Genomic DNA, 818 nt, shown 5'->3' on the forward strand with positions numbered 1-818 from the left:
CAATAGTTCGGACAGTTTTTGCGGTCAGACGTGGACAGAAAAGCTATCCATCAGCTAGGGTGCAGATTAGAAACAAAGCGCACCGGATGGATAGCCACATGGAAGAAATTGTACAGACCTTACTGTCAAAAGTGGGAAATTTCGCAAACCGCAATCGAAGTTTTTAGTCACTTTATTCTCGACGATTCTGGTGGTGTGTGGCAAAGTGAACTTCACGAATTTGAGTCGATACAGTGAATTGAATGAGAAGACGTATCGACGGCAGTTTATTGAAGAGGTCGACTTTGCGAAATTGAATGCAACCCTGATTCAAGCGGCAGCCGAACCGGGGCATCAGCAACTTGCAGTAATGGATTGCTCGTTCATTCGGAAAAGCGGCAAAGCGACGTTTGGGCTAGACCGCTTCTGGAATGGCTGCAATAGTCGTGTGGAGCGAGGATTAGAGGTGTCGTTGGTGGGAGTGGTAGATGTCGAAACGGAGATGAGCTATGCGCTCCACGCCCAGCAAACCTTCGCTCAATCGGAGATGGCGGGCGTGAGTCGGATGGATCAGTATCTCGGTCATCTCACCCTGGTACGCCCTCAACTTCCGCCAACGGTGCAGTATTTAGCGGTCGATGGAGCCTATGCGAAAGAGCGGTTTGTGACGGGTGCCACGCGATTGAAGTTGGCTATCATCAGCAAACTGCGGTGTGACGCGAATCTGCGCCATCTCTATACGGGGGTGCAGAAGCAACGAGGCAGACCGCGCAAGTACGACGGCAAAGTTGACCTGACAGACCTCAGTCACTTCACCTTTGTGGAAACCGTGCAACCCC

General features: G+C 51.2%; 1 protein-coding gene. It reads left to right on the forward strand.

What is annotated here, in order from left to right; genetic code table 11:
- Positions 1–220: 220 nt before the first annotated feature.
- Positions 221–818, forward strand: a 598-nt coding sequence (locus tag A8707_RS26315) for a transposase (protein WP_231948492.1), incomplete at its 3' end; no start/stop codon positions are given.

The sequence above is a fragment of the Phormidesmis priestleyi BC1401 genome (assembly GCF_001650195.1).
GTDB lineage: Bacteria > Cyanobacteriota > Cyanobacteriia > Leptolyngbyales > Leptolyngbyaceae > Phormidesmis_A > Phormidesmis_A priestleyi_B.